The organism is Kribbella sp. NPDC004536, assembly GCF_042873835.1.
Lineage (GTDB): Bacteria > Actinomycetota > Actinomycetes > Propionibacteriales > Kribbellaceae > Kribbella.
This window is the reverse complement of record NZ_JBIALY010000003.1, coordinates 1,133,425-1,160,105: the sequence shown is the minus strand read 5'-3', so window position 1 is coordinate 1,160,105 and position 26,681 is coordinate 1,133,425. Positions and strand designations below refer to the sequence as shown.

General features: G+C 67.1%; 19 protein-coding genes. 13 read left to right on the top strand and 6 right to left on the bottom strand.

The window, feature by feature from the left end; all coding sequences use genetic code 11:
• Positions 1-181 precede the first annotated feature (181 nt).
• Both ACFYRU_RS30845 and ACFYRU_RS30840 read left to right on the top strand, forming a co-directional pair.
• The gene (locus ACFYRU_RS30845) at positions 182-307 is read left to right on the top strand and encodes a hypothetical protein (protein WP_387664920.1); all 126 of its coding nucleotides are present in this window, start codon (positions 182-184) and stop codon (positions 305-307) included.
• Between the two features lie 534 nt (positions 308-841).
• Positions 842-1,894: a hypothetical protein gene (locus ACFYRU_RS30840; protein WP_387664918.1), complete on the top strand. Its 1,053-nt coding sequence runs from the start codon at positions 842-844 to the stop codon at positions 1,892-1,894.
• 17 nt (positions 1,895-1,911) lie between these two features.
• Here ACFYRU_RS30840 and ACFYRU_RS30835 read toward each other — a convergent pair whose 3' ends face one another.
• Both ACFYRU_RS30835 and ACFYRU_RS30830 read right to left on the bottom strand, forming a co-directional pair.
• Positions 1,912-2,415, bottom strand: coding sequence for a tyrosine-type recombinase/integrase (locus tag ACFYRU_RS30835; protein ID WP_387664915.1), 504 nt, complete (start codon positions 2,413-2,415; stop codon positions 1,912-1,914).
• Positions 2,412-2,663 carry a hypothetical protein gene (locus ACFYRU_RS30830; protein WP_387666057.1) on the bottom strand — a complete coding sequence of 84 codons (252 nt, stop codon included), beginning with the start codon at positions 2,661-2,663 and terminating at the stop codon, positions 2,412-2,414. Before ACFYRU_RS30830 ends, ACFYRU_RS30835 begins: the two co-directional genes overlap by 4 nt.
• On the opposite strand from ACFYRU_RS30830, the gene ACFYRU_RS30825 reads away from it, so the two are divergent.
• Positions 2,652-2,870, top strand: coding sequence for a hypothetical protein (locus ACFYRU_RS30825; RefSeq protein WP_387664912.1), 219 nt, complete (start codon positions 2,652-2,654; stop codon positions 2,868-2,870). The genes ACFYRU_RS30830 and ACFYRU_RS30825 overlap by 12 nt on opposite strands.
• Before the next feature lie 202 nt (positions 2,871-3,072).
• Here the strand turns inward: ACFYRU_RS30825 and ACFYRU_RS30820 are convergent, their stop codons facing one another.
• Positions 3,073-3,264 carry a hypothetical protein gene (locus tag ACFYRU_RS30820; protein WP_387664910.1) on the bottom strand — a complete coding sequence of 64 codons (192 nt, stop codon included), beginning with the start codon at positions 3,262-3,264 and terminating at the stop codon, positions 3,073-3,075.
• Positions 3,265-3,418: 154 nt separating this feature from the next.
• Positions 3,419-3,811, bottom strand: a complete 393-nt coding sequence (locus ACFYRU_RS30815; RefSeq protein ID WP_387664907.1) for a hypothetical protein — start codon at positions 3,809-3,811, stop codon at positions 3,419-3,421.
• Between the two features lie 739 nt (positions 3,812-4,550).
• Here ACFYRU_RS30815 and ACFYRU_RS30810 point away from each other — a divergent pair.
• The 4 genes from ACFYRU_RS30810 to ACFYRU_RS30795 are packed head-to-tail and all read left to right on the top strand — an operon-like array spanning position 4,551 to position 11,380.
• Positions 4,551-6,059, top strand: a complete 1,509-nt coding sequence (locus ACFYRU_RS30810) for a DUF3375 family protein (protein WP_387664905.1) — start codon at positions 4,551-4,553, stop codon at positions 6,057-6,059.
• Entirely contained in the window at positions 6,052-6,789 is a 738-nt protein-coding gene (locus ACFYRU_RS30805; RefSeq protein ID WP_387664903.1) for a DUF4194 domain-containing protein, read from the top strand. The genes ACFYRU_RS30810 and ACFYRU_RS30805 overlap by 8 nt, the downstream gene beginning before the upstream one ends.
• Positions 6,786-10,172 carry an ATP-binding protein gene (locus tag ACFYRU_RS30800; RefSeq protein WP_387664897.1) on the top strand — a complete coding sequence of 1,129 codons (3,387 nt, stop codon included), beginning with the start codon at positions 6,786-6,788 and terminating at the stop codon, positions 10,170-10,172. Before ACFYRU_RS30805 ends, ACFYRU_RS30800 begins: the two co-directional genes overlap by 4 nt.
• Positions 10,169-11,380: a Wadjet anti-phage system protein JetD domain-containing protein gene (locus tag ACFYRU_RS30795; protein ID WP_387664894.1), complete on the top strand. Its 1,212-nt coding sequence runs from the start codon at positions 10,169-10,171 to the stop codon at positions 11,378-11,380. The genes ACFYRU_RS30800 and ACFYRU_RS30795 overlap by 4 nt, the downstream gene beginning before the upstream one ends.
• A 55-nt stretch (positions 11,381-11,435) precedes the next feature.
• Here ACFYRU_RS30795 and ACFYRU_RS30790 read toward each other — a convergent pair whose 3' ends face one another.
• Positions 11,436-11,972 (bottom strand): hypothetical protein, encoded by a 537-nt coding sequence (locus ACFYRU_RS30790; RefSeq protein WP_387664892.1) that lies wholly within the window; start codon positions 11,970-11,972, stop codon positions 11,436-11,438.
• Between the two features lie 193 nt (positions 11,973-12,165).
• On the opposite strand from ACFYRU_RS30790, the gene ACFYRU_RS30785 reads away from it, so the two are divergent.
• On the top strand, positions 12,166-12,822 hold the full coding sequence (locus ACFYRU_RS30785) for a type IV toxin-antitoxin system AbiEi family antitoxin domain-containing protein (protein ID WP_387664889.1): 657 nt from the start codon (positions 12,166-12,168) through the stop codon (positions 12,820-12,822).
• Positions 12,823-12,911: 89 nt separating this feature from the next.
• Positions 12,912-13,727: a nucleotidyl transferase AbiEii/AbiGii toxin family protein gene (locus ACFYRU_RS30780; protein ID WP_387664886.1), complete on the top strand. Its 816-nt coding sequence runs from the start codon at positions 12,912-12,914 to the stop codon at positions 13,725-13,727.
• Positions 13,728-14,082: 355 nt separating this feature from the next.
• Here the strand turns inward: ACFYRU_RS30780 and ACFYRU_RS30775 are convergent, their stop codons facing one another.
• Positions 14,083-16,584, bottom strand: coding sequence for an ATP-binding protein (locus ACFYRU_RS30775; protein WP_387664884.1), 2,502 nt, complete (start codon positions 16,582-16,584; stop codon positions 14,083-14,085).
• A gap of 214 nt (positions 16,585-16,798) precedes the next feature.
• On the opposite strand from ACFYRU_RS30775, the gene ACFYRU_RS30770 reads away from it, so the two are divergent.
• The 4 genes from ACFYRU_RS30770 (at position 16,799) to ACFYRU_RS30755 (ending at position 26,639) form a co-directional block, all read left to right on the top strand.
• Complete coding sequence (locus tag ACFYRU_RS30770; protein WP_387664882.1) at positions 16,799-17,209, top strand: hypothetical protein; 411 nt, start codon at positions 16,799-16,801, stop codon at positions 17,207-17,209.
• A gap of 9 nt (positions 17,210-17,218) precedes the next feature.
• Positions 17,219-20,275, top strand: coding sequence for a hypothetical protein (locus tag ACFYRU_RS30765; protein ID WP_387664879.1), 3,057 nt, complete (start codon positions 17,219-17,221; stop codon positions 20,273-20,275).
• 14 nt (positions 20,276-20,289) lie between these two features.
• Positions 20,290-25,476, top strand: a complete 5,187-nt coding sequence (locus ACFYRU_RS30760; protein WP_387664878.1) for an RHS repeat-associated core domain-containing protein — start codon at positions 20,290-20,292, stop codon at positions 25,474-25,476.
• A 113-nt stretch (positions 25,477-25,589) separates the two neighbouring features.
• Positions 25,590-26,639, top strand: coding sequence for an expansin EXLX1 family cellulose-binding protein (locus ACFYRU_RS30755; protein WP_387664876.1), 1,050 nt, complete (start codon positions 25,590-25,592; stop codon positions 26,637-26,639).
• The last annotated feature ends 42 nt before the right edge of the window (positions 26,640-26,681 follow it).

The following is a 26,681-nucleotide window of genomic DNA, read 5'->3' as shown; positions in this document are numbered from 1 at the left end:
GAAAATCTCTGCAAAGACAGCTAACCCGGGTGTCGACGGGTGTACAGTTTTTACCTGGACATCACTCCAGCTCCGGTGTACTGCCGGAGCTGGACGCGAGTCAGAGGGAATTGTTTCCTTCGCTGCACTTGGCCCACGGCGTCGCCCGTGGGCGCGGGTGGGACGAAGGAGGTGAAGAGAGATGACTCGCAAGAAGTCCCGCCCCAAACGGGCGCGCAGGATCGACCAGCCTTGGTACCGGAATCCACAGCTCCACACTGTGGCGGCAACACTGCTGGCGACCCTGCTGATCCACTACCTCAAGTGATGAGACTCAACAACCAGTAAGGAGGTGGTCTTCATCAGCCAGTCGAGAGGGGTTCCCATGCCCGGGAACTTCTCTCGACTGTCTACCTTGACAGGCTCTACTGTACACGTGCTTAGCGTTTTTCTATAGAGAACACTCTAGAAATTTCATAGTTGCTAGCGGCGCAGAGTACTCCGAAAGCTAGCAAGATCTCCACACGAAAGCTAAGAGATCAAGTTAGCCGTGCCGCTTAATGACTGCAACGCCAATGCTAGTTCGCGTGGCGGATAGCCATACGCGCCAAGATTGACGCCGTAGCTACGACAGACAAGCAGCTAGAAATCAGAATCTCGCAAGGTCCATACATGGCCGTTGCGCTTGAGAGCATGCCGCACGCCGCCCACCGGATGCTCTGAGACTGCGGTGCACGAGGCGCTGCTAGCCCGTTTAAACGGGTTCGGCAGGGCACCGATACCTATATCTGGAGAGCTGGCGTAGTGAAACCGCAGGACGGTGGCGACTCGTAGCGAGTGGGCAGCTCGCGGTCGCCAGGCCGTGGTTGAGCTGCTGGACCTCGAGCTGGCCGCGCCCGTCGTCGAGATCGAGGCCCGGATCGCCGACCGGGTCTGGGGCGACAACCCCCGGACCATCGACCCGCACCTGCTCACTCAGGCGCGCAACGATCTCGAGAGCGCCGGCCAGGTGCTCCGGGTCGAGTCAGCAACTCGCGGCGGGAGCTCGGTGACGCTGCTCCTCCCCAACCCGACACCGCGTGGAAAGACCCGGGCTACCGAGGATGCCGCCGCCCGCAAGCGTCTCCTCTTCGCCCGCTGGCGCAGCTGGTCTCGCGGAACAGAGCACATGCCGAATCTCATCGGCGCCGGCGGCGAGAGCGTCATCCACCAGTCATTGCTCGGCGCCGCCCCGTACGGCTATCGGCTCGTCCAGCCGCGCCGCGGCGAGGTCAGCACACTGTACGGACAGCCGGTTCCGGGCGGCGCGCTCGACAACGCTGCCTGGCTGACCCCGATGAACCAGGAGACCCAGACGCCGACCCGCACGACGTACCTTGTCCCGATCGAGGTCAAGAACGTACGGCACTGGCTGTACCCGAACCACTGGGAGATCTACCAGCTCCTCCACAAGTCGGCCGGCCTCGCCAACGCGCACCCTGAGTTCCCCGTGCTGCCGATGCTGATCTGCCGCAAGGCCCACTACCGGACGCTGCAGCTGGCCAAGGACCTGGGCTTCCTCGTCTTCCAGACGCACAACCAGTACGTGCAGCCGAGCGAACGGATCCGAGCTGACCACTTTGAGGAGGTCCGGCTGGAGCTCGGTCTCGAGGACCTGCTGATGACCGATCAGGCCAACCCTGCCCTCGTCGAATGGCTGTCGGGCGCGCCCCACCGTGAGGCCGGGACTTACTCGGGCCGTTGGATGGAGTTCAGTCGGCATGAGGTGGCTACCTTCGCTCAGCTGCGCGACAAGCGGCTCCGCTGGCGGCCGCGGGTCGCGTACCTCGAAGGTCTCCACGCTGCCGTCGTCGAGGCCTACGGAGAGGCCGGCAGCTGGGCCGTCTCCGATGATCTGTCCATCCTTGACGACTAGGCGCCGCTACCTCGCCGTCATTGCCGTGCGCGGAGCTCGGCGTCGGCGAGCTCGTCGCTGTGGTCGACGTAGACGATCGTCGGCTGCAGCTTGCGGTGGCCGAGCCGCTTCTGGATCGTACGGGCGCTGACGCCGTCCTTGTTCAGCTGTGTCGCGTGGGTGTGCCGGAGCTGGTGGAGCTCAAGGTCCGGCTCGCCGGCCAGGTCGCGATACCGCGCCCACATCTCCTGCACCGTCGAGTAAGTCAGCGGGCGGCCGGTCCAGTTGCGGGTCGCCCGGAACAGCGGGCCGTGGGTCCAGCCGGTCTCGCGCAGGAACCTGCGCAGCAGGTTGACCAGCTTCTGATCGTCCAGCAGGACGATCCGGATCCGGCCGCCCTTGCCGTGGACCAGGACGTGCTCTTCCCGGGCGTCAGGTCCAGGTCCTCGAGGTACACGCCGAGGGCCTCGCTCGCCCGGCCGCCCAAGGCCTTGAGGAACTCGAACAGGAAGCCGATCGCGCAGTTTCGCCTTCGGGATCACGCCGATGACGCGATCGTCCGCTTCGGGTCGACCGGCCTCGGCAGGCCTTCCGGTACGGCGACCCGGTTGAAGCGATCGATCGGGTTCGCGTCGATCAGCTCGTGGCGGACCGCCCAGCGCAGGAACGCGGCGATTGCGGCCTGCATGCGCGCACGAGTCGACTGCTTCAGGTCGGCGATCGAGGCCGACCAGGACCGGAGTACGGCGGCGTCGACGCCGGTCACGTCCTGGTCTGTGTGCGCGGCCAGCTGGACCAGGTCCCCGCGGTACGCGCGGATGGTGTGGGCCGCCTTCCCGGCGAACTCCTGATCGGCGAGGAAGTCGCGGACCTAGCCGGCCAGCGGGTGCTCGGCCGAGAGCTCGAAGACGGGCGCGCTCATCGCGGCCGCCAGCTGGCCGACGTGCTCGACCTGGTCGACGTCGACGGCATACGCGGATCCATGCCAGCACGGTAGGACCGAGCACCGAGGCTCGATCGGCAGACCACGTCCGCCACCCGTGATAACGGGCAATTCGTGGTCCGGATCCGCGCAGGCGTGTCGGATCTCCCGGGAGCGTGGATCCGCGCCGCCGATCGGCCGGTTCCGGTGATACAGGCCGTTATCGACGGGAAGGCCCCGAGCCGGGTGCGAATCCGGACCGGGGCCGTCCTGCTTGTCAAGACCGGCGGTGCCCACTTCCACGAACCAGATCCCGGACGAACCGGCCGAGCAGCCGGATCAGCTTGAGGACGTGGTCTTGTTCGGAAGCGGGCAGGGTGAGCGATCGCCACGCGAGCGCACAACAGGTACCAACGATGATCGTGATCGGGACTGCAACCACGATCGCCAGCTCTACCGCGGTGCCCATCGGACACCACCCTCACTCCGTGCAAATACATCGCTCATTGCTGAAACCTCTGATCTTTCTAGAGGTGCAGCACATGACTTGACATCTACAACGGCGGGCACAGCGTATCCGCCGACCTCGGCCGGTGCCAACTGACGCCGCCGGATCCAATCCGCTAGGGACGTGGCGCCACCAGGTCCGCCGTACCCCAGCGTGGCCAATCGCAGGGATCACCACCAAGGACGAGATCCGGCGCATGTCCTCGTTCTTCACCGTCGTCGCCTCGGCGATCCGCACGGAGACGCAGGTGGGTGGCCGGAGACTCCCGCGGGCCGCGTTGTACCAGGATCTTGAACCTCGGCTCGGTCTCCCCCTGGGTCCCGTAGTAGTCCTCGTGGCGCCCACGATGCCGGGCTTCCTTCTGGCAGCGGTACACCTCGTCCCGGCCGTACATCTTGTTCCTGCCGCCCGCCCGCGACGTCGCACGGCACTGGTTCCGGACACCCTCATCGCGCCCGGCCCGCTGCGCGAGCGCCCGCAATCGTTCGCGCAGCCGGTCATCAGACATTTCGCGAGCCCTCCACAGGTCGGCGTCCACGTGCATAGTGCACCTGGCTTAGGTACGCCGCAGGCGGTCCAGATCTCGCCGTTCCTGTCCAGATCTCAGCGTTCCTAGCGATGCGAGGCGCTGGTCGCCGCGAGGACAGCCAACTGGTCGGATCAGCCCCAGACGCCTGTGGCCCGTCGGCCACCGCCCATGCACACCCCCCAAGTCCGGGATTGTCACTACACGCCCCGTCGGTGAACGCCTCGATCGTGCCGCCTGGGGTGGGTGTCGGCGGCCTCTGGCGGCGCGACGGTGCGCGGGTAGTCGACCGCTTCGCCATCGCGCGTTTCGGTCTGGTCGCCGGGGCCGGCTCTGCCAAGGTCCTGGCCACTACCTCGAGGTCAGGGTGGCAGACAGCGTGGACCCACCGGTCACTGCCCGGCTCGCCGAGTCTCGCGATGGCGTCGCCACGTTGGATCCGCTCGGACAGGTGGCGCACTTCGTCGCAAAGCGTGCGTGCATCAACATCCTCCCGGGGGTGATCGCGTGGCGGTTGGCTCAAGCTAGCCCTCCGCTGGAGGCCCTGCTGGACTCGGGCGCGGTCGCTAATTCGCCCGGCGCCAGCCGAATCAGGGGGCCGCGCTGGGCGGATCAGCTCCACGAACATCTCTGTCTCCACTGTCGCGACCCTCCGTTCGGGTCGAAACTGTCGGTGGTGGCTGCTTACTCTCTGAGACATCTGCTGGGGAGGAGCGGACAGATGAGCCAGATACTCGGAGAGTTGGTTCGTGCGGAGGACGCGTTGGGTCGTCCGACATTGAATCTTCTGCGTGGAAAGTGGGCCGCATTTCAGATTGCCGCCTTCCGGTGCTCGTTCTCACGGGAGCGGAAGTCTGTCGCGGCCGACCTGCTGCACGCTCAAGTGGATGCGTACATCACGGAGCTACGCCGGCAGGGCGCCGAAGTGCCACCCAGTACGAACGGGCGCGCGATCTGCAACAAGTGGGTGAACGACGAGTGGTTGTACCGCGACAACGTCGACGGCACGCTCGTCTACTCGCTCACCTCGCCTGCACTGGAGGGTCTCGAATTCGTCCAGAACCTGTCCCGCGAGCGAGTCGGCGTGTCGGAATCCCGCCTGCAGATGATCATCGACGAGGTCCGCAGATGGGCCCTCGAGGCGTCCGTCGACACACAGACACGGATCCACCGCCTGAACGCGCGAATCCACGAGCTCGAGCGCGAGCGCGACCGGATCGAGGCCGGTGGCGAGGTCACCGCCGCGACCGACGACCGGATGCTCGACGGGTACACCAACCTCATCGACCTGATCAGCCAACTGCCGTCGGACTTCAAACGCGTCGAAGAGTCGATGCAGGAGATGCACCGCAAGATCATCGCCGACTTCCGCAACGACGACCGCCCACCGGTCGGAGCGATCCTGGACGAGTACCTGGACCGCTACGACGAGCTGATCAAGGACACCCGGGAGGGCCGGGCGTTCGACGGCGCCTTCGTACTGCTGCGCAACGACGATCTCTTGCTCGAGCTTCAGGAGAACCTGCGCGCAATCCTGGCCCACCCCGCCGCGTCCGTCCTGGAGGCGGAGGACCTCAGTGAGATCCGCGGTGCGGAGCCTGCTCTTCGGCGCGGCACGATCGACGTGATGGCGCAACGCCGGCGGCTCACCGCGACGCTGACTGAGCACATCGTCAACCACGATGCCCTACAGGAACGCGAACTCGATCGAGTACTTCGCGGCGTCGAACGCGAGCTCGCCACCTGGATGGAGACCACTGGACCTCGTACGACGGTGCCGGTCGAGCTCCTCCCCCCGGCTCTGAGCATCGGGACTCTACGGCAGCGATTCTGGGACCCGTCGGCGGCGGCACTACCCCCACCGTTGACGCCAACCGACGACGAACACGATGAGCCACCGACAATCGAGCAGCTCCGGCTGCACGGAGGCCCCGCCTTGGACGACCTGAAGGCTGCGCTCGTCGAACGATTCAGCCACGGTCACGCGGGCACGGTGGGCGCGCTCTTCAACGATCTCCCGCCGCTCCTGCGGCGTCCTGTGGAGATCCTGGGCTTACTGCAACTTGCCTCGCGCGTCGAGGCACTCGATCCTGCGGCCCGTCGAGAGCTCTACGAGGCGATCCGGCCGGGCGGAGACTATCGCAGCTTCCTGGTCCCAGCGATCTCCCCCACGCCACCTCAGGCCCGCGAGCTCGTTGACGATGCGTCAGGACGTGACGACGATGACTGATACCCACGACGACTCAGGAACGTTCGAACCTGTTCTCGGGCCGGCCGAGAACGAGTCGGACGACGAGGACTTCGGCACCGATGAGGACCCGTTCGGCGAAGCCGATGATGAGGCGGCGTCGACGCTGGCACTGTTCGAGGGCGACACCGGTGGACTCTCGCTGGCTCAGCGCCGCGCGCTGGTGGTCCTGTTGAAGAACCGCTTCGTCTCAGCGGACCAGCGGCCTGCCGAATGGCGGGTGATTCGAGAGGATCCTGCCCCGATCAAGTCGCGACTCAACGACTTGTTCCTGGAGTTGCACATCGACGAGCGGTACGAAGTGGCGTTCAAACGGCAGGCGTGGACCGACAGCGGCGCCCGGGAGTTCCCGACTCTCCTGCACGACACGGCCTACACCCGCGAGGAGACAATCCTCCTCGTCTTCCTCCGGCACCGGTTCCAGAGCGAACAGAACGCCGGTCACGACGATGTCACCGTCGAGTACGACGACCTGGTCACCCATGTGGCGGCATTCCGGCCAGCGAGTGACACGAATCGCTCGGGTGGCGAGACCGCGGCACGGAACGCGGTCGAGCGGCTCATCAAGTCCGACGTACTCGCCAGGACGAACGACACCGCGCGCCTGCGGATCTCTCCCGTGATCGCCGTGCTCCTTCCGCTCCCGAGACTGCGAGAACTCTGGGACTGGCTGGTGAACGAGAACGTCTCAGACCAGGAGATCGCGACATGAAACACCAAGCGAGCGAGGGAGAATCGACCCGGAACCAGTGGCGGGTCGAGACGCTCCAACTAGTGAATTGGGGCGGATTCGCCGGCCATCACAGCATCGGCTTCGCACCCGGCACGACGCTGCTCTCCGGCGCATCCGGGACCGGCAAGTCGACGCTGCTCGACGCCTACATCGCGATCATGATGGACTCCACGGTCCCGTTCAACGGCGCATCGAACAACGCCACCATCGGACGCGCCAGGGGCACGGACCAACGGAGTCTGATCTCCTACCTCCGAGGCAAGGTCGACACGACGCGGGACGCATCCGGCGAACTTTCGGATCAGGTCCTTCGTGGCGCTGACACAGCGACCTGGGGTGCACTGGCCGTCACGTTCATTGACGACGAGCATCATCGCTACACCGTCGCACGGCTGTACTACGTTCCGCGCTCGGCGACGAAGGACGGCGAGATCACCCGCAAGCCGTGCACCGTCGAAGGAGTCCTGGACCTTCGCGAGATCGAGCCGTTCGTCCCGGGCAAGTTCGACAAGCGCGCCGTCAAGGCCCGCTTCGCGAATCTGGAGATGCACGACAGCTACACGGTCTTCGCGCAGACCATCTTCACGCGACTAGGTATCGGCGCCTCGGGAGACGGCTCGAAAGCCCTACGACTGCTGGCCCGTATCCAGGGAGGTCACAAGGTTTCCACCGTTGACGACCTCTACAAGTCCATGGTCATCGAGGACCCCCCGACGTACGCCGCGGCCGATCACGCGACGGCGCACTTCGAAGATCTCGAGGACGCCTACAAGGCCATGGAAACCGAGGAGAAGAAGGTTGCCGTTCTCGGTCAGATCCCAGAGCTCCACCAGCAACGCGACGCAGCACTCGAGAACGAGCGCCTGATCGACACGTTCGGCCTGAGCAGCCCCGGCGACAGTTCCTTCCTGCTGTGGCGACTGACCACAGAGGACACCTTGCTCGAAGCCGTTGAGGAGAAAAACCGGCTCGGCCGAGCCGACGCAGCGGCTGCGATCACAGAAGCCAAGCAGCAGAGCCAGAGTCTGACCGCTCGTCTGCAGAAGGTTCAGCAGGATCTCGCCCGCAACGAATCACACGGGCTTATCCAGCAGATCGACGACGAGATCGGCCGCCTCGAGACCGACTTGGATCAGGCTGCGGCGCAGCGCAGTACGTTCGAAGAGCGAACCGCTCGGCTGGGCCTCGCCATCGACAACGCCGAGGACTTCGCCGCGGCTCAGGTTGCAAGTGAGCGGTTTCTCGCCGGTTTCGAAGCGCGGGCGACTGAGATCGCGGGCAGGAAGACTGACCTCCTGCGCAGGCAGTTCGCTCCGTCCGAGGAGAAGAAGAGCCTGAAGGAGGAACAGGCCGATCTCGAGGGTGGTCGTGAAGGTCGTATGGATCCGCGACTGCATCGTTCCCGGATGGAGATCGCTCAGGCGACTGGTATCGACCCGGATGAACTGCCGTTCGTCGGAGAGCTCATCGACGTACTCCCGGACCACAAGGAGTGGCGAAAGGCGATCGAGACCACGCTGTTCGGTCTGTCGCGTGTTCTGCTGATCGACAACGACGAACTGGATCGCGTGTCGCGCATCATCGACCCTCTTCGTTTGCAGCATCGGGTCAACTACGAGGGTGTCGTACGGCGGCCATTCGCGCCTCGGCCCAAAGACGTGCACTACGTCTCAGGGAAGCTCGACTACAGGGACACGCCGTTCACCGCGTGGGTCCAGGATCGCATCACCGCGAAGAACACCGACGCCCTGTGCGTCGACCGTGCAGAGGATCTCGGCGGGACCGGCCGGCGTGTGACCATCAACGGTCAGACCCGGCAGGACCGATCCGGGGCTCACGGCGAGCTCCGAGCGCCGAACGTGATCGGATTCTCCAGCAAGGAACGCCTGGAGGAGATCGAACACCGCCTGGGCGAGCTGGAAGCTGAGCTCAAGAGCGTCGACCCACAGCTCAACGCCGTCGACCGCGAGTACAGCGACCTGTATGCCGACAAGTACGCGTACGACATCATCCGGACCACGGACTGGCGCACCATCGATCACGACGGCATCGCGGCGCGAGTCTCCCAGTTGCGGATCCAGCGACAAGACATCCTCGACGCGGACGACACGCTGCGCACCCTCCAGGCGACGAGTGACGATCTCGAAGCCGAACTCGAAGAGCAGCGCGTGCTGCAGTACGGCGCCGAGGAGAAACTTCGCCGACTCGAGGCCGATCGCCAGCGAACAATCAAGCGGAAGGACCACGTGCTCGGCCAGATCGAGCGGATCGAGCGCGATCAGTCGGTCGTACTGAGCGATCACCAGGCCGACTACTTGAGCCGCGAGTATGCGCAAGTGGCCACGGTCGGCGATCTGGCCGCGCTCGAAGACGGGATCAAGCGCCTCCGCGCACATCTTCTCCGACAAGGAGCCGAGGCACACGACCGTGTCACTTCGCTTGCGCGTCAGCTCGAGAACACGTTCCGTCAGTACCTCGAGCAATGGCCGGATCCGAACCTCTCGGCCACGGTGGACGACTACTCGTCGTTCAGCCAGATTCTGGCCGCGATCAGATCGACCGGACTCCATGAGCGTCGCACTGAATGGACCAAGCGTCTGACGGACTGGTCCGGGCAGGACCTGGTTCCGCTCGCCGGCGCCTTCAGCATGGCCATCGGCGAGATCCAGGCCCGCCTCGATCCGGTCAACGACATCCTCAGGCACCTTCCGTTCGGTGCTCGCCGGTACCGGCTGCGGATCGATCTGCGCGAACTCCACCGCGACGACCTCACGAAGTTCAAACGGGAACTGGCCAAGCTGTCGCGCGCCGACATCGGCGAGTTCACCGACGAGCAGATCCAGCGCTGGTTCAACCGGCTGAGCAGGTTCATACACCTCATCCGCAAGGACAGTGCGGGAAACCGCAGCCGGGACGGCGAGTACTTCCTCGACGTACGACGCCACATCGAGATCAGCGCCGTCGCGTACGACGAACAAGGCATCGGCGCACCCGTCACATACACCTCGCTCGGCGGGAAGTCCGGCGGCGAATCCCAAGAACTCGTCGCCTTCATCGTCGGAGCGGCCCTCCGCTTCCAACTCGGAAACGCGGCGGAGACCGTGCCGCGCTTCGCTCCGGTCTTCCTGGACGAAGGCTTCGTCAAGGCTGACAGCGACTTCACCGGCCGCTCGGTCGACGCCTGGAAGGGGCTTGGCTTCCAACTCGTCATCGGCGCACCCTTCGGGCAGTTCACAGCCCTGGAACCACACGCCGATCTGGTGCTCTACATGTCGAAGAACCCCAAGACCGAACGGTCCACGGTGATTCCACTACCGCCCGCCGCAGAAGATGCACACCTCATGCCGGGACGAACGGTATGAAGGCCCCGGACCAGGTACGCCGAAGCATCGAGAACCGGCTGGACCAGAAGTGGGCAAGTGACCTCGCGGGTGCAACGGTGTCATGGCCGTACCAGTTCGCTCTGGGACTTGGCGATGTCAAGAAGGCGGAACTCGAGGCCGGATGGACAGCTCGGTACCAGCCGTTCACGCGGCGATGGCGAGACTGGGCCGCCGAGCGACCCGTCCGTCTGATCAGCCCGCCGAGGCGCGTGTACACGACACTCCAGGACATCCCCCGCCACATCGAGGTTGCCGACATCGATGCCGCGGCGACAATCGCTGGAGGCGAGTGGCCCACCCGCCTCGCCCGCGGCCGCGATCGTTTGGCGCGGCTGCGACTCCGGTTCCCACTCCTCCACGGACCAGACCAACTCATTCGGCGCGCTGACAGCTGCTCGAACGGCGATTTCGAACTCTTACTGACGGTCGCCGAGTGGTTCCTCACCCATCGCACCCAACTGTCGGAAGGGCTGACACCACGCCAGGTCCCGATCCCAGGTGTGCACGCCAAGTGGCTGCAACGGCACACGTCGCTGGTCTTGTCGCTCACAGGCTTCGAGAGTCTCGGTCTGCTCCCCCGACATCCGGCCCGCATCCATTTCACGTACCTCGACCCGGCCTATCGACGAACCGGAAAACGGCTGCACGACTCCGCCTCGGTCGGCGACAACTACAGTCCTGCGTATCAGCCGACCGTGGTGATCATCAGCGAGAATAAGGACACAGCTATCAACTTCCCAGAAGTTGCTGGCGGCATCAGCATCGAGGGCAACGGCTTCGGCGGCAAGACGGTCGCATCGTTCCCGTGGATCCTCGACGCGTCGACGATCGTCTACTGGGGAGACATCGACGCCTACGGCTTCGAGATCCTCAACGGCTACCGGTCAGACGGCATACCAGCGATCAGCATGCTGATGGACGCCGACACCTACGCCACCTACGAGCCCTTCGGCACCAACACTGATGCCAAAGGCAATCCGATCGAACCGTCCGACCCCAAACCATTGCCCGAGCTCACCGACGCCGAACGCACCCTGTACACCCGCGTCGTCGCTGCGGATCATCAAGGTCACCGCCGGATCGAGCAAGAACGCATCCCGCTCGCGATCGCGGCAGCGGCCGTCCCGGCCGAGAACCGCGGACGCCGGCACCAGCCCGGTGAGGCTGCACAAGGTCTGACACCCTAGAGGCGCCCCCCGTGAAGAACACATGGAGGCGCCTCGATCCGACAGAGCCTGCAGTTCAGGCGGCCTTGACGTACGCTAGGGCGTCGAGCATCGCGGTCTTGCCGTCGAAGTCGGCAGCCAGCCACCAGCAGGTGTTGTCTGGGAGCATCGGGTACAGGCCGATGAACAGGTCCTGCCGCGACCTCGCGCCCAGGTGCGCGGCGACGACATCCGGCGTCAGCGGGAGCAGGCGGGCGGTCGCGCGAGTTATGCCCTTGCGCCACCCACCCGCCACCACGGGCATCCATCCGTTCTTGCCCGTCCGCGGGTCCTCCCAGCGCCTGGCGTAGGTATCGGTCCTGGCACGAAACAGATCCAGGTAGAGAGCGAGCTTCTGCTTCGGCGTCGAGCCCGCCATCGACACCAGCCCGCCAGGACCCACGGGCGCCGCGAGCTGCTCAGCCGCAGGCGTGGTGTCCTCGCCCCGCAGCTCCAGCAGACGGGACAGACGCGCATTCTCGGCCCGCAACCGATCCCGCTCGGCCCGCAACTCGGACAACTCACGGCGCAGATCCAGGCTGCCGCGGCCGTTGCGATCGTCACGAAGACTCACGCGACCATCCTGCCAGGACGCAAGACGCCCTGTCCGTCAATGCCGGCGTTGAGCTGCGGGATGGCATCTTCCGGCGCTCGACCTCCCGTCAATCTGATCCATTGACCCAGCCCCACTCGGGCGCGACGCCGGCGCTCCAAAGGTCGCACGGGCATGACAACGTTTGTGCCCAGAACTGGGTACAAACGTTGCTGTGGCTGATTCGACGCTGGTACGGCTCGGCTCCATCGCGGAACGTCGGTGGGGCCTGGTCACCACTGCGCAGGCCGAGGAGGCCGGTGTCTCCCGCAAGCAGCTGTCCCGGATGGCGTCGGCGGGTGCGATCGAGCGTGTGGCACAGGGGGTGTACCGCATGGCCGGGGCGCCACCACAGGATCACGAGGCGATCTATGCGACCTGGCTGGCCCTTGGTGGAGCGACCGCGCCCCGCACCAGCGCGGGTGTCGCATCGGTCGTGGCAGCCGGCATCACGGCAGCGAACGTTCACGAAATCGGCGACTATTTCCTCGACGGGTTCGACTTCATCGTGCCTGCACGCAAAGGAACCCGGCTTCCCGGCGTACGTCTGCGCATCCGGCAACTGACCCGCGACGAGGTGGTCCCCGTCGATGGACTCCCCACCCTGACCGTCGAGCGCACGATCGCGGATCTGATCGAGCTCGGAACCGACCTGTCTCTGGTCGCCGGCGCCGTATGTGACGCCGTCCGCGCCGACAAGCTCGTCGCCCCCGACCGGCTCACGTCCTACCTCGGCCCCATCGCAGCGAGACACGGGAACGACGGCAACTCCCTGGCGAACGACTTGTTCGCGCTGGCGGGCGTGAGTCCGCAAGGATGGGGCCATGACTGAGCAGGGCGGCTACGCCGACTGGCGATCCCTGGAGCTTGCGATCAAGGACGCCGCGAAAAAGGCCGCCCAGCAAGCAGGCCCTGGTATCGATGCCGCCAGCGTCGATGCCCAGATCCGGCAGGCACGCTTCGACCGGTTCCTCACCCGAGTCTTCGCCCCGGGGCGAGCAGTCCGAGTGGCTACTGAAGGGCGGGATGAGCATGCTAGCGCGCGTGCCCCGTTCACGTACCACCAAGGACATGGACCTCGCAGCGCAGCACGCGACCAATCTCACCGAGGCTGAGAAAGCACTGACTGAACTGGTCGATATCGATCTCGGCGACCATCTCACCTTCCGGCTCATCCGCTCCACACCCACCGGCCTCGGCGACAACCAGCCCGGAGTAGCGACCCGGCGCTACGTCTTCGCCTGCCTCGATTTCGACCACGACACCCAGATCGACACAGTCGTGGTCGACGTCGTCGTCGGGCCCCCGCCGATCGGACAACCCGAAGTGATCGAGCCCGCCAACCGGCTCCATCTGCGTCGACCACTCGTCACTCACCCGTACCGGCTTTACCCGGTCGCCGACCAGATCGCCGACAAAGTCTGCGCGACCATGGACACCAACTATCCCGGCGGCAAGCGCAGCGGCCGTGTCAAGGACCTGGGCGACCTCGTCGTGCTAGCCCACACCCAGAAAGTGGACCTGCACGAGCTACATATCGCGATCGCCGCCAAACAGAACCTCAGCAACATCGATCCGTTCGGCCACTTCAATATCCCTGCCGACTTGACACGTACCTACCCCAACACCGCGAAAGGGGTGCCAGCAGCCGAATCCTTCACCGCCAGGACTGCAGCGCAACTCGTTGCTACCTTCATCGACCCAGCACTCGAGATGCACGCGAACACCGCGACATAGAATCCACAGAACCTGACCTGGGTGACCGCCCCCCGCGACTCCGATTCGGCCCCAGATATCAAGTAGCACGACTCGCAACCAGGCAGAACCCGACTTCTTGGTCCTGCTGACGGCTCCTACGCACCTCTTTACGCACCTCAATCAATGCGAGAGATGGTTGCCGATGAGAACTTATGCGCAACACGACACCACGAACCCTCTTGTCTATAAGAGGTTTCGCGCATCGTCAGCGGGTTCGGGGTTCGAGTCCCTGGCGGCGCGCGAAAGCCCAGGTCGCGTGAGTGGCCTGGGATTCTTTATGTGTGGCGTGGGGGGTGGTCCTCGACTACGTCCCTGCTGGACGTCGCCAGGGGGTCTATGGGTGGGGTGGGTGTAGGGCTTGGTCGATGGTTTGGTTGGGGTGGTTGCGGCCTGTTGTCAGGGCTTTGGATCGGGCGTCGGTGGGGAGCGGGGCGAGGGCGGGGGCAAGGAACTGGTTGAGGATCGCCTGTTCGACGGGTGGGAGTGGGGCGCCGGTGCGCTCGCGCAGGGTTTGGGCGGCGCCGAGCAGCGTGAGTGCCAGCAGGCCGTTGTCGTCGAGCGCGGCGATCGCCGCCAGGCCTTCCAGGTCGTACGCCATTCCCCGGGCGTGCCGGAGTCTGCGGTGCCGCTGCAGGGCGGTGCGATACAGGTAGCGGGCGCGGTCAGCTCGGTCGTCGTCGCGGGCGGCCTCGCCGAGGCTGTTCAGGAACATCGCCACTCCGTCGGGGTCACCTGCTTGCCAGGACAGATGCAACGCGCGACGCAGCAGCGCGGTGGCCTCGGTGTAGTTGCCTCGGTGGCGCTGGACCTGACCGAGCATGTTGTAGGCCGAGGCGCGGTTGCCCTGGTCGCCGGCCTGAGTGGCCTCCTCGAGTTGACGCTGGAAGTAGGTTTCCGCCTCGGCGTCGGCACCGACGTCCAGGGCTGCCTCGCCGAGGAAGCGGTAGGCGTACGCCAGGGTCGCGCGGTCTCCGATCCGTTGTGACACCGTGCGAGCCTCCTGGGCGAGCTCCGCGGCGCGTGCGTAGTCACCGAGGAAGCACACCAGCGCGCTGAGCGCCGTGAGTGCGACAGCGCTCGTCCGCGGCTGGGTCGCGCTGCTCTCCCGGTCCAGCGCGAGCAGCCGGTCGAGCTGGAGTACGCCCTCGGCGACGGGGCCGCGGCGCTGCCAGAACTGCACCAGGTCCTTGGCCAGGCGCAGGCCGGCATCCAGGAGTTCGTCGTCGCCCTGTTGAGCGCGGATTCGGGCGAAGTCGAGTGCGGCGCGGATGTTCTGGTACGCGTCGCTCACTTGGTCGAGCCACTCGAGGTCAGGCGCGTGGAAGCTGCCGCGCGCGCCCGTGGTCACGACCGTCAGGTAATGATCGAAGTGCCGCCTTCGTACCGGCGCTTGCTGCCCGGACTCGGCCAGCCGTGCCAAGGCGTACTCGCGAACCGTCTCCAGCAGGTGGAACCGTGGCGTCGGCCCCGCGGTGAGCTCGAGCAGGCTGTGGTCGCTGAGCTCGACCAGCCGGGACAGCATCAGCGGATCGCCGGTGCCGTCGACAGCCGCGGCCGCCGTGGCATCGAACGGGCCCGTGAACACGCCGAGGCACTTGAACAGGTTCTGTGCGCCCGGGTCGAGCAGGGCATAGCCCCAGTCCAGTGCCGCGCGCAGCGTCTGCTGCCGCTGCGGCAGGTCCCGTGGGCCACCGGTGAGCACGGCGAGCCGGGACTCCAGCATCGGCAGCAGCGTCTGCGGTGGGTACAGCTTCACGGCCGCGGCGGCCAGCTCGATCGCGAGTGGCAGTCCGTCGACCACTCGGCAGATGGCAGCGACAGCGGCCAGCTCCGCAGCGTCAGGAGCGAAGTCCGGACGTACGGCGCCGGCCCGCTGCACGAACAGCTGCATCGCGTCGCTGCCGGCCGGCGGGCCCCCGGGCTCCTCGAGGCCGAGCGGCGGCACGCGGAGGACCTGCTCGCCGTACAGGTGTAACGCGATCCTGCTGGTGGCGAGGATGGTGAGCCGGGGCAGCGCCGCCAGCAGCTGAGCGAGCAGCGGCGTCTGTTCCAGCAGGTGTTCGAGGTTGTCGATCACCAGTAGCAGTTCGTACGGACGCAACGCCGCGGCCAGCTCGTCCTCGGCGGCCGCGGCCGACGCGGGTGAGAGCCCCACCGCGCGAGCGATCGTCACCGCGAGCAGGGCCGGGTCGCGGACGGGGGCGAGATCGACGAACCCGACTCCGTCCGGGAAGCGAGCTGCGACCTCGTGCGCGACCTGGACGGCCAGCCGGGTCTTGCCGGTGCCACCAGGCCCGGTCAGTGTCACCAGCCGCGATGCCGTCAACGCCGCGGCGGTCGCCTCTCGCTCCACGGACCGCCCGACGATCCGTGTCACCGGTACCGGGACCCGGGCAAGGGTCAGCTGCCGCGGACCGGTTTCGGCCGATCCACGAGCGGGCCCGGCCACTGACTCGGCCGCTGACTCGGCCGCTGACTCGGCCGCTGACTCGGCCACTGACTCGGCCACTGACTCGGCCACTGACTCGGCCGGGGTGGTCCGCCGGGCGGCCGGTGCCTCGTCGGTGATCAGTTTCGCCAGCGGCGGCGCGGCCCACGCCGAGTCCGGGATCACGTGCGCCGGCAGCCCCATCAGGTCCAGCAACGCCTGGGCGTCCGACCTGCGCACCAGGGCGCCCCAGTCGGCGAGCGCGGTGATGATGCTGGTGACGTCGAGTGCGGTCAGGATCGCGTTGTCACGGGCGTTGATCTTGTGGCTGAGTACGTTCGGATGCAGCCCCATCGCCCGGGCCAGCTGCTGCTGGGTACGGCCGACCGCCCGCCGGTGCTCGCGCACGGCGGAGCGAAACCCTGCCAAGTCCCCCATCGCGTGCCTTTCGCGCGGCACCCCCGCAATGACCCGTCCTCCCCGGGCCGCCGCATCTTTGCCGCATCTCTCCAGGGATAACAGCCTGTTAGCGCGCTGGGCAGAAGCCTAGGTTCTTCGTGGCCGTCCGTACAAGGCATGCCACGGCCCGCTCTCAGCCAGTGCGACAGAAGGACACGCAACCATGGATCACTACGCCACCCTGCCCGGCTCCGTCGAGTCGGTGTTCGCGCACGTGGCGACGCCGGGCCGGCTGGGCGACTGGCTGTGCAACGTGACCTACATCGATACCGGCCCGGACGCGCCGACCGGATTCGGCACGACGTTCACGCTGACGCTGGACCGCGTCGGCGGCGAGCTCGTGGAGGCCGAGGTGATCGCGTACGAGCCGCCGTGGCTGATCGCGTACCGCCTGGTCGCCTGCGAGCCGTGGGTCCTGCGCCTGACCTGTACGGCGTACGGCGACCAGACCCGGCTGCACCTGCACCAGACCGACCGCCCGGACGCGCTCACGATCGACCTCGCCGGCCTGGCCCGGGCGTTCTCTGCCACCGGCCCGGCAACCCCGCAAAGCCCGCTCGAGAAGGACTTCTAGGAGAATCTGATGACAACAACTCTGCGCCGCCGAACCTGGGGCGTGCTGGCGACGGCGATGGCGGCGACCCTGCTGCTGCCCGCCGTGGCCGCGCAGGCAGCGGGGACGAGCGCCGGTCACAAGCCGGCCACCGGCTCGACGCACCAGCCCAAGCCGAAGCACCCGACACCGAAGCCGCACCCCAAGCCGCACCCGCATCCCAAGCCACACCCGAACCCGCCACCGCTCGGTGGCTCGGAAGCGTCGGCCGACGTCTCCGCGACATTGCCGCTCACCACCCGCGACGAGATCGTCGGCGACTTCCTCGGCAAGGGCTACGACCAGCGGATGCGCGTCGAGGACACCAACCTGCTGACCTTCGACTCGCCCGCGAAGGGCGGCTCGCCGGTGCGGACCACGCCGACCGACCTGCGGCCGATCCCCGACGGCGGAATCCTGCGTCAGCTGCTCAACACCGTCTCGACCATCTACCCGTGGGCCGACGATGCGGCCAAGAACCAGTTCCTCACCTTCCACCTGAACTCGGTCTACCTGGCCAAGAACAAGCAGAACGTGTTCATCGCCGGCACCAAGGGTTCGATCGCCGGAAGTTCCGGTGGCAACGCCTACCACAACTATCTGTACCAGGTAGCGCCCGACGGGTCGTGCGCTACGTCCAGCTGCGCGCAGGGAGTCGTCGACCTGCCGTCGGCGTACCAGGTGAACGACCCCTACAACGCCCGCGCGATCACCACGACGTCGCTGGCGGCCGGCTACGTCGGGACGCACCCGTACCTTGCGGTCGGGTTGAGCGACGGCGGCGTGCAGATCTACGACGTGAGCGGGCCGCAGCCGCGGCTGACCGCGATCTACCAGGGGATGGCGACCGGGGACGGGGCTCAGACCCTGCCGACGGCGATGGCCTGGGATCCGGCCGGGTCCGGCCTGCTCGCCATCGGCGTGATGGAGAAGGGCTCGATCGGGTACTTCGTCAACGTCAACGCCGACGGCACCGTGCAGCCCGTCGACCACAGGTGGACCGCGACCGGTGGCGCAGGCCTCGAGCCGACCCCGCTGTCGGCAGCCTTCGTGCAGGGTCCGAACGGTCCGGTGGTGGCCTTCGGAATGACCGATGGGACGGTCAAGCTCGCCAACCCGGCGGTGACCAGCGCTGCCGCCGTGTCCACCGGGAGCACCGTGAACGGCGTCATCGCGATCAACCCTGTGCCACGGATCGACGGCACCTCCGGACCCGACGACCTCGCGGTGGCCTTGCAGTCGGCATCCGGCGACCCGAACACCGGCGGCGGGCAGCTGCTCCGCTGGGACGGTACGTCGAACCCGATGACCGCGCTGCCACTCACCGTCGACGCGAGCAGCGGCGACCCGGACACCCTGCTGCCGGACCACAACTCCTTCCGCGGGTGGTTCCCGGGGTTCAAGGAGGGCCGGTTCAGCATCCGGAACATGTCCGGCGAACCGGTGACCGTGAGCCTGCACGCCCGGTCGCAAGCGGGTTACGGCTGCTGGTACGCACCCTCGTGGGCCGATGCGCCCGCCTTCCCCGCGCAGGCGGTGACCGTCGCCGCCGGGCAGTCGTCGCCGACGTACACCTTCGGCGCCTACACGGCCGGTACGGACGGCGGATGCGCATCGACCGACTCGACCGGCGTCTGGCGGGGCTACCTGACCGTGACTCCGGTCAATCATCCGTCGGACGCGCGGCTGGTCGAGCTGCTCCTCGACCGGAAGTTGACCCTCGACACCGGGAGCCAGGCCGGCGGTGCGGTGACCGTCTTCGCGGAGCCGTCGAGCAACGCCGCCGGAGCTCCGTCGACTTCGTTCGGGACCTGGAGCCTGAATGTCGGCACCGGTGACACGACCAGGTTCGCCATTCCGCCGACGGTCGTCGGAACGCGCTTGACCGCGCCGTCGGTGGATCCGACGATCCCGGACAGCGGACAGGCCGACGACCCACACCGGCCGGTGTACCGGTTCGACGTCTCCGGTGCGCGGTCGATCGGCAGCATCGCAGCCGGGCAGGCAGAGACCCGGATTCCGGCGATGACAGCCCAGGGCAGTACGGACAACGGGGGCCATTGGCAGGATCTCGGGCAGCTGATGCCCGTGACCCAGCCGACGGTGAGCGGGGGGATCGTGACGTTGGGTCAGTCGAGCTTCTTCTGGCAGAGCGACTTCGGGCAGCCGGTGCTGACCGACGTGCGGGTGTCCTTCGGCGGCACGACCTCCAGCCCGGTGCATCTGGCCGGCCTGGCGGCTCCGCCGACCAACGGCGGCCCCAACGCCGTCGACGTGGACGCGATGAACCTCACGCCGGCGCTCGGCGGCGTGGCCGCCACCCCGCGGGCCAACGGCGTGGACCAGGCGCCGCTCAACCTGCTGCTGCAACCGACAGACAACAACGGTGGGGTGATCCGGAACGACGATCCGCGGTACCAGTTGGTGTACTACCGCAGCTCGCCGAGCAACGAGCTGATCACCGGCCTGTACACACCTGGCGACTACCAGGACTACGTTTCGGTGGGCCCGTGGGCCGGTGCCTACCCGAACGACGGGCTCGAGGCAGCCGCCACCACGGGTCCCGTACACCGTTACCTGGTCACGACCAGCGGTCTGAGTCAGACGGTGGTGGCCGTCCTGAACAACTCCGGTACGCCGTCCGGCATCTACGCCACGGAACTGAAGGTCCAGGGAAGCACCGCGACGATCACCGCAAGCGGAACAGCCAGTGGAGGGCTGACGCTGAACGGCTGCCCGGCAGGGTCCTGCAGTCTGACCGCGCCGACGCCGACGTCGCCCAGCCTCTTCCAGGCCGGCGATCGTACTGCGGGGCCGGTCAGCGGGTTGCTGTTCGAGGCGAACGCGGTGACCTCCAGCAGCATCCTGCCGCTGGAGTTCAAGCCCACCATCTCGCACGTACTCGCGTCGTCGCCGCTGGACATCGCCAACGACCAGGCCCGGTTGTCCCAGACCGCGCTCTTCTGGCCGACCGACAAGATCGACGCCGCCCTGGCCACCTCCGGACAACTCGTCCGGGTCACCGACATCGCCGTCGAGAACCAGTAGCAGGAGCCTGACGGATGCGTAAGCACTTCTATCGACGTACCATCGCCGCTGCCCTGGCGGTCGTTCTGACGACCGTCAGCGCGCACGTGCCCGTCGCCGATGCGTCCCGTGCGCACGGCGGCGGGAAGACCGCCACACCGGCGCAGGTCTCGAACGCCTTCGCCATGGGCGGCGGGATCGGCGGCCAGATCGACCAGCGGACCGGGGCTTTCCAGGCCTCGGTGCCGCTGCTGAACCTCGCGGGCCGGGGCGGCTCGGACCTCAGTATGAGCCTGAGCTACGACCAGAACCTGGCCACGCAAGGTGCGGCCGGCAACCGGTTCGGGTTCGGTTCGGGCTGGGCGCTCGGGCTGCCCTGGGTGAACACCGTCGGCCAGGTGCGGGTGTTCGCGGCCTCCGGTGGGTCGTACACCTACGACACCGGCTCGCCGACCGGGTTGCACCACTACGCCCAGCGCGACCTGCTCTTCGCGCGGACCTCGGGCTCGTTGCCCGACCGGACCGGCGTACCGCAGGGACGAACCTACGCGTACACGCTCAAGCACTACGACGGTACGACGGACTACTTCGACGCGTCGGGCAACCTGATCGAGCAGGCCGACCGCTTCGGTAACCTGATCGACCTGACCTGGAAGCAGTCCGGCCAGATGTGGCAGCCCACGGCCGCGATCGACAACTACGGCAACGTCACGACGTTCGACTACAGCACGCCGGGCTCGGTGAAGGTGACCGCACCGGTGAACGCCGAAGGCATCGCCGCGAGCACGACCCTGAAGGTCGGCGGCGGGGTGCTGCAGAACGTCACCGACGCCGCGGGGGCGGTCACCTCGTTCCAGTACCAGCCCGTACCGGGAACGAGCAGCCAGTTGCTGCACGGGGTCGTGACTCCGAGCGGAGCCCACACCACCGTCAGCTACGCGGCCCTCACCGCCCAGCCCAACGTCGTGATGGTGACGAACGTGCAGGTGACCGACGGCGTCGACGCGGTACAGACGACGCGTACCTTCACCGCGAACCCGGCGGGCAACGGTGGTCACAACTACACCGGCTACCCGAACTACGACCAGGCCGGCCCCGACGGGCTCTTCGACTCCAACGATCAGAACTACCTCTACCAGACCGTGCTGTCGGACGGCCGCAGCTCAGTCACAGAGACCTACAACAGCCTGGATCTGCTCAAGTCCCGGGTGATCAGGGTCAAGGATCCCGCCCGGGGCATGGTCGTCGCGCGCACCCAGAACTACACCTACCCGGCCGTGTCGAACGTGCAGAACCTGCCGGCCAACTTCGCCAAGCCCACGACCGTCAGTGTGGTCTACGGCGACCGGACGTGGGGCCCGACGCGGACCAGCGCCTCCAGCTCGAGCTTCAACGACCGGGGCGAGCTGACGAGTCAGATCGACGAGACCGGCGCGGTCACCACGACGACGTACGACCCCGCCTTCGGCGTACCGACGCTCGAGACCACGACCGGTACGGATGGCACGAAGAGCGTCACCACCAACACGCTCACGCCGGACGGCAAGGCGGTGCGGACGTCGACGACTGCGGTGGGCTCGACCGGGCAGACACCGACCGCGCGAACGGTGACCAGCTACTCGTACAACCCGCTCGGTGAGATCAACGGCCGGTCGGTGACCTGGGCCCCGGGCGCGAAACCGTCCGGTCCGAGCGGCGGCCCGGACCAGGTCGACACCAGCCGCACCATCGCGGTCGACGTCGCCGCCCACACCCGGACCGTGGTGGAGACCACGGCGGCCGGAACGGCCGCGGCCGCCGCGACCACCACGGTGACCGACCTGATCACCGGCAACGTGCTCACCACCACCGACCCGGACCAGCTGACGACCAAGTACACCCATGACGCGCTCGGCCGCGTCACGTCCAGCACCGCTCCCGGCAACCGGACGACGGCCACCAGTTACCCGTCACCGCTGATCACCGTCGTGACCGATCCGGCCGGTCACATCACCCGGACCACCACCGACGTACTCGGCCGGACCGTCAAGGTGACCGACAACGTCTCCGGGCAGAAACTCGTGGCCGACCCGACGGCCCGGACCGTCACCGTCAACACCTACAGCGTGGACGGGGCGACCGCGACCAGCACGCCGACCACAGGTGCCACCACGACCACCAGCTACGACCAACTGCAGCGCCCGGTCAAGGTCGTCAAACCCGACGGGCTCACCCAGGTCATCAGCTACGACGACGTCGCACACACCAAGACCACCTCGGTCCTTCCGATCGGCGCGCAGAGCGCGTCCTCGGTCACGGTGGAACGCTTCGACGACCTCGACCGCACCGTTGCCTCGGGCACCACCTACACCGACAACACCCCGCAGACCACGATCGCCCGGTCGTACGACGGGCTGGGACGGGTCGTGTCCACCGCGGGCAACGACGTCGCCGCGGCCCTGAGCTACAACGGCGCCGGCGGGCTGCAGGACAACGTCACCCTTACCCCGACGAACCCGACCGCGTTTCCGGGCGGGACCGAGGTGGGCAGCACCGGCAACACGCTGACCGGTGCGGTGAGCACCAAGACCCTGACCGACAAAGCGGCCACAGGCCCGACCACCACGACCGGCGCCACCCTGACGTACGACGCGGCCGGCCGGGTGGTGACCGCCACCGACTTGGGCGGTGGCACGATCTCGTACACCTACACCCCGGGTGGCAAGGTCAAGACTGTCACCTCGCCGACCGGAACGGTCACCACCAACACCTACAGTCCGACGACCGGCGAGCTGGTCGAGAAGGTTCTGCAGGGCGCGGACGGCACGACCCAGAAGATTGGTTACACCTACGATCCGGTCAGCGGCCGGCTGACCTCCGTCCTGGATGCCGACCATCCCGCCGACGTGGTCAGTTACTCCTACGACGCGGACGGCCACACCACCGCGGTCCGGTACCCGGACGGCACCAGTTCGCTCGCGAGCTACCAGGACGACGGCAAGCTGGCGACGACCACGGACGTCACCGGAACGGTGACCACCTACCGGTACACACCGGCCGGACTCACCACCGGGGCGACTCAGGTCCGCAACGGCGCGCAGGTCGCAACGGTCGACTACGGCTACGACTCGCACGACCGGATCGAGACGATCGATCGCGGCAACGGCGTGGTCACCACAATCGGCTACAACGACGCCAGCCGGATCACCAGCCAGACCACCAAGGACGGCGCCACCGTCCTGCGAGACGACGACTACTCCTACGACGCGCACGGCAACACCACCGCGCACACGACCACGACCGGGACGACGACGAGCACGAGCAGTTACTCGTACGACGCGTACGACCGGCTGATCTCGTCTGCCGTCTACCCGAACGCGAGCGGCAGCGGTACGCCCAGCTCGACGTCGAAGTACGTCCTCGATGCCGGAGGCAACGTCACACAACTGACCACGACCGCGAACGGCGTCACCTCGACGACTGCCAACACCATCACGTCCGGCGACCGGTTGACCGCACGGACCGTCGACGGCACGACGGTCAACCAGACCTTCCAGCCCGACGGCGCGGTGCACCAGGACCTCGACGGCGCCACCTACCAGTACAACCTGTCGGGCAAGCCCGTCTCGGCCACCGCCCCTGACGGTACGACGACCGGCTACACCTACTGGCCCGACGGGACCAGGCGAAGCGCGACCACCACGGTCGACGGCGTCACGCACACGACGACACTGCACTACGACACCACCGGCCAGGTGGCCAACGACACCTACACCGACAGCACCGCCGGATCGACCGCGCAGACCGCGTCGTACCTGTTCGGCGTCGACCGCGAGGCACGGAGCCTGACCGCGGGTTCGGTGGTGGGTGCTCCGCCACCGAGCTGCCCGAAGGCGCACCGGGCCTGCCCCAAGCCGCCGAAGCCGTGTCACCCGCAGAAGAAGTGCCCGACGCCTGGCCCGGGGCCGGTCGGTGCCGATGCACCCGGCACGCAGTACTACCTGGCCGACGCGCACGGGTCGATGGTCGGGATGACCGACGGCACCGGCGCGGTGGCAGCGACATACCGGTACGGCGACTACGGTCAGCCGGTCGGTGCGAATCCCGCCGCGCTCGCCAAGCCGGCGGCCACCGCGGCCGGGAACGCCGCCGTGAACCCTTTCACCTACAACAGCGTCTACACCGATCCGAGCACCGGTACGCAGGTCCTGCCGGCGCGCACCTACGATCCCGCTCAGGGCCGGTTCCTGAGCCTGGACAGCGCGGACATGCTGAACCGGTACCAGGCCTTCGACACCAATCCGGTCAACAACACCGACCCCAGTGGGCACGTGACGGTTCCGGACGTCGCCACGGACTCGCTGGCCGCCGGTCTGTTCCTGTTGTTCGGGATTCTCAGCCTGATTCCGTTCGTCGACGTGATCACCGGTCCGTTGGCGATCGGCGAGCTCGGCGCCGCAGCGGCTATCGGGTTCGTCGCGAACGGGGTGACGGCGGCAACGAACCTGGGCGCCTTCGCCTTGTCGACGACGCTCGCCGCTGACGACGGCTACAAGATGACCAAGGGCGAGGGATTCCTCAGCAAGCAGCAGCGCGAGGATGTCAGCTTCGCCAACACCGTCCTCGGCACGACGGCCGGCATCTTCGGCGGCGTGGCCGGGGGTGCCGGTATCGCAGCCGGCAAGGAGGTCGAGGAAGAGCTGGCCACCGCGTCGAAGAGCCTCGAGGACACGCAGACAAACCTGGCTGCGAGCGAAGCCGACCGGACCGCCGCGCAGAGAGCGTTGCAGACGGAAACCAGCGACAAGGTTGAGGCGATACGCCAGCGGGACCTTGCTCTCAATGGAGTGGCCGCCAAACAGAACGAGCTGGAAGACATCCAGGGAGAACGTGACATCGTGACGGCAAGGCTCGCCGCGACGGAAGGCGCACTGGACACCGCATTCGAGCGCTTGGGCACGGCGAACGGGCGCCTCGACGCAGTCACCGCTGAGCGGGACGCCGCGCAGACCCAGCTGACCCAGGCTCAGAAGGAGATCACGGACCTGAAGGAGACCGCGCTGCAGGTCGCGAACGCCGCGGCCAGGCTCGCTCTGCCGGCGGAGAACATCGAGAAGGTGGTGACCGCCCCCGACCCGAACGCCGGCCTCAACCAGGTGTCTCCGCTCCAACCACTCGTCAAGAGCCCGATCCGCGCCTTCCGCGGCTTCAACGGCAGTACCAGCTGGGAGGCCCCCTGGTAGAACGAACCAAGGGACTGGCGCGCACCACCTCCCGGTTCGGTGGCGATGGCGGCAACCTTTTCGGTTTCGGCGGCAACTGCGCGGTGGAACGTCGATCTACCGAACGGATGGATATGAGGACAACGAAGCACGGCGCGGCGGAGCCGCCGCGCAGGGGCCGGCGGGCCGTCGGCCTTCCGGTGGCTCTGCCGGCGGTCGGCGTTGTGGTCTGCTTGGCCGCCGCGCTGCTCATCGGGGGTGGCCCTGATACCCGGCGTACCGCCGATGAGCCGGTTACATCTGCCCCGGCGAGCGTCCCGGCCGATTCCGGCTCACCGACCGCGGCGGATGACGCCACGACGGCACCGACCCACGCGCAGATCACGACTCCGCCGCGAGGTACGCCAACGCCGTCGGCCGCCGGCAGGCCACCCGTCGCTTCTCGCAGCCCGCGTACACCTACCACCGGCCCGCGTACACCTCCCATCAGCCCGCGTACGCCTGCCACGAGCCCGCATACGTCTTCCACCACCCCGCACCCGGATTCCGCGGCGTCGACAGCGCCGCTGGCCGGGCGCATCAAGCCCGCCGTCCGCTACCGGGGCGTCGCGACCGCCTACGAGGCGGGTGACGGGAACGGCGCCTGCCTCTTCGGCCCGTCCGGCGATCTCATGATCGCGGCGATGAACTACACCGACTACGAGTCGGCCAAGGCGTGCGGAGCGTACGTACGGGTCCGCGCTGCCAACGGGCGTTCCGTCACGGTGCGGATAGTCAACGAGTGCCCGCTGCCCTGTGCGCCCGGGCAACTCGACCTCAGCCAGCAGGCGTTCGCCAAACTCGCGAATCTCTCCGTCGGCCGGGTCCCGATCACCTGGACGCTGCTCAGCCCCGCCGCGTCCGACACGGTCTCGATCCGGTACAAGACCGGGTCCAGTCAGTACTGGTGCGGCATCCAGGTGATCGGCCATCGCAACCCGGTGGCCGCGCTCGAGGTCCGTACCGCCAAAGGCTGGCGAAAGCTGCATCGCACCGACTACAACTATTTCCTCGCCCCCGACGGCAACGGCTGCGGCAGAGCGATCAGGGTCACAGACATCTACGGTGAGCGGCTGACCATCGACGGGATCGCCTTGAAACCGGACGTCGCGCAGCCGACCCGGGTCCAGTTCGCCCGGCATTGAGCGTTACGCTCGGCCGGATTGTTAACGCGAACATCGCAGGGA

Bases quoted from the DNA above. Each gene is read 5' to 3' on its own strand.
- ACFYRU_RS30780 (WP_387664886.1), top strand. From the start codon at position 12,912: ATGCCGCCAGCGTCGATGCCCAGATCCGGCAGGCACGCTTCGACCGGT.
- ACFYRU_RS30810 (WP_387664905.1), top strand. From the start codon at position 4,551: ATGAGCCAGATACTCGGAGAGTTGGTTCGTGCGGAGGACGCGTTGGGT.
- ACFYRU_RS30800 (WP_387664897.1), top strand. From the start codon at position 6,786: ATGAAACACCAAGCGAGCGAGGGAGAATCGACCCGGAACCAGTGGCGG.
- ACFYRU_RS30815 (WP_387664907.1), bottom strand. From the start codon at position 3,811: ATGTCTGATGACCGGCTGCGCGAACGATTGCGGGCGCTCGCGCAGCGG.
- ACFYRU_RS30805 (WP_387664903.1), top strand. From the start codon at position 6,052: ATGACTGATACCCACGACGACTCAGGAACGTTCGAACCTGTTCTCGGG.
- ACFYRU_RS30770 (WP_387664882.1), top strand. From the start codon at position 16,799: ATGGATCACTACGCCACCCTGCCCGGCTCCGTCGAGTCGGTGTTCGCG.
- ACFYRU_RS30795 (WP_387664894.1), top strand. From the start codon at position 10,169: ATGAAGGCCCCGGACCAGGTACGCCGAAGCATCGAGAACCGGCTGGAC.
- ACFYRU_RS30755 (WP_387664876.1), top strand. From the start codon at position 25,590: ATGAGGACAACGAAGCACGGCGCGGCGGAGCCGCCGCGCAGGGGCCGG.
- ACFYRU_RS30845 (WP_387664920.1), top strand. From the start codon at position 182: ATGACTCGCAAGAAGTCCCGCCCCAAACGGGCGCGCAGGATCGACCAG.
- ACFYRU_RS30760 (WP_387664878.1), top strand. From the start codon at position 20,290: ATGCGTAAGCACTTCTATCGACGTACCATCGCCGCTGCCCTGGCGGTC.
- ACFYRU_RS30765 (WP_387664879.1), top strand. From the start codon at position 17,219: ATGACAACAACTCTGCGCCGCCGAACCTGGGGCGTGCTGGCGACGGCG.
- ACFYRU_RS30820 (WP_387664910.1), bottom strand. From the start codon at position 3,264: ATGGGCACCGCGGTAGAGCTGGCGATCGTGGTTGCAGTCCCGATCACG.